Genomic DNA, 2,156 nt, shown 5'->3' with positions numbered 1-2,156 from the left:
GGCCGGTACCACCACGGCCTGCCGGGTCCCGCCTTTGTCGCGGGCCCCTCGCCCATGTTCCCCACCGACCTGCCGAGGTGAACACACCCCCATGCCGTACGTCGTCGAACGCACCTTCCGGCCCGCCGAGCCCCGCCTGCACCGGGCGTGGTCCGACTACCTCGCCCACCTCCGGTCCCTGGCCGGCCGCGGTGTCCTCCTGGGTGGTGGACCCGCCGGTGCGGGCAACGGGGACATCCTCGTCCTCGCCGTCTCCGACGAGGTGTCGCTCCACCGCGTCCTGCGGGGGGATCCGCTGGCGCGACAGGACCTCGTCGCCCGTACCCGCGTCCGTGCCTGGACCGTCGAATACGGCCACGAGGCGCTCACCGGGCGCGAACCGGGCGCTCGGCCGGCCGCACCCGTTGCCGCGCTCACCCCGCACGAATCGCGCATCGCCGGCATGGTGGTTTCCGGAATGACCAACCAGAAGATTGCCGAGCAGTTGAACGTCTCGTGCCGCGCCGTGGAACAGCACCTCACGCGGATGTACCGGAAGCTGTCGATCCACCGCAGGGCGCAGCTCGCCACCGCGCTGGGCGCCCCCGTTCCCCGCTACGGAATTCCGCAGAAGTCACGGCTCACTGCGTGATTCCGTAGTGCCCCCCCGCCATGGTGAGATTTAGCGTTTCACACGTCGCCAGGCCGTGAACCTTCCCGGTGAGTGCGACGGTGCACCCTCTCGGCCCGGAAAGCCGATCGGGAAAGCGGTGTGGGACGCACTTCGAAGCATGGCCTCGGTAATTCCATGTCTTCCTTCCCTGCTTCCCGGTCACATCGGCACGTCCCGGCCGTCGAGAATTCCTTATGGAAATAGCCGGAAAGACCTGGAAAAGGGGAACCAGATGTCCTTGCAATCGGCGGAGCGCATCGGAGTGGTCGTTCCTTCCGGGAACGCCGCTGCCGAGCCGGAGATCGGCAACCTCGTCCGGCCCGCCATGAACCTGCACACCTCCCGCTTCCCGGTCCTGCCGGGAATGGGCCTGCGTGAGCGCCTCGACGCGTACAACGAGGGCCTCGGCGAGGTCATCGACGGATTCGGCGGCCTGAAGCTCGGTGCCGTCGTGGTGGCCTGCAGCGGCTCGCACTACCTCCTCGGCCCCGATGGCGACCGGGCCCTGTGCGACAAGCTCGGGGAATCCGGCGGCAGGCCGGTGGCCTCCTCCACCCTCGCCACCCTGGACACCTGCGCGGACCTGGGAATCCGGGACGTCGTACTCGTCTCGCCGTACGAGCCCTGGCTGACCGACCTGTCCCGCACGTTCTGGGAGGACGCGGGCCTGACGGTCTCGAAGGTCGTCCCGATCCGGGCCGGCGACCGCTTCTCGCCCTACGAGGTCAGCACCGACGACCTCGTCCGTCAGGTCGCCGACGCGGAGCTCGGCAACGACGAGGCCCTGCTGCTCACCGGCACGGGCATGTTCACCTTCGACGCCCTGGCCCGGATCGGCGAGGGCAACGACCGGACCCTGCTCACCTCCAACATCTGCTCGGCCCGCTGGGCGCTCAAGCAGACCGGACTGCCCGTCGACCCTGCGGAGGAGACCGGTCTGCTGCGCCGGCTCGCCCGCCGCACGGGCGGAACGAAGTGAGCGTTCGCCGTCGCCCGGTGGTCGTGGTGGGAGCCGGGCCCGTCGGGCTCACCACGGCCCTCGTGCTGGCGCAGGGCGGAGTGCCGGTGACCGTGCTGGAATCCGGCCCGGCCCTGTCGACCGCCTCCCGCGCCTCCACCTTCCACCCCGCCACCCTGGACCTGCTGGACGAACTCGGCGTGGCGTCCGCACTGCGCGCGGCGGGGCGGGAGGTGCACGAGATCCAATGGCGCGACTTGGCGCAGCGGGTGCTGCACCGCATGGGCTACGACGCGCTCGCAGGCCGCACCGACCACCCCTACCGGGTGCACGTCGAGCAGTCCCGCCTCACGCCGCTGCTCCTGGCGGCGTTGGAGGTCCACCCGCACGCCGAGGTGTGCTTCTCCACCACCGTCTTCGACGTCAGGCCCCGGGGCGACGACGTGGTGCGCCTGTGGACGGACGGGCCGGACGGACTGCGCACCCCCCTGGACGCCGGATACGTGGTGGCCGCCGACGGCAGTCGCAGCGCGGTCCGGACCGCGC

The 2,156-nt window shown here is 70.8% G+C and carries 3 protein-coding genes; all 3 read left to right on the top strand.

Translation table 11 applies throughout. The annotated features are described in order from the left end of the window. Nucleotides 1–91: 91 nt before the first annotated feature. On the top strand, nt 92–631 hold the full coding sequence (locus ACFW2Y_RS35575) for a LuxR C-terminal-related transcriptional regulator (RefSeq protein WP_384887830.1): 540 nt from the start codon (nt 92–94) through the stop codon (nt 629–631). 253 nt (nt 632–884) lie between these two features. Next, nucleotides 885–1,631 (top strand): arylmalonate decarboxylase, encoded by a 747-nt coding sequence (locus tag ACFW2Y_RS35570; protein ID WP_384887828.1) that lies wholly within the window; start codon nt 885–887, stop codon nt 1,629–1,631. Beyond that, nucleotides 1,628–2,156, top strand: a 529-nt coding sequence (locus tag ACFW2Y_RS35565) for an FAD-dependent oxidoreductase (protein ID WP_384887825.1), incomplete at its 3' end; no start/stop codon positions are given. The genes ACFW2Y_RS35570 and ACFW2Y_RS35565, both read left to right, overlap by 4 nt.

This window comes from Streptomyces sp. NPDC058877 (assembly GCF_042742855.1).
Classification (GTDB): domain Bacteria; phylum Actinomycetota; class Actinomycetes; order Streptomycetales; family Streptomycetaceae; genus Streptomyces.
Note: the sequence above shows the minus strand (reverse complement) of the source record. Positions and strands in the feature narration are given on the sequence as shown.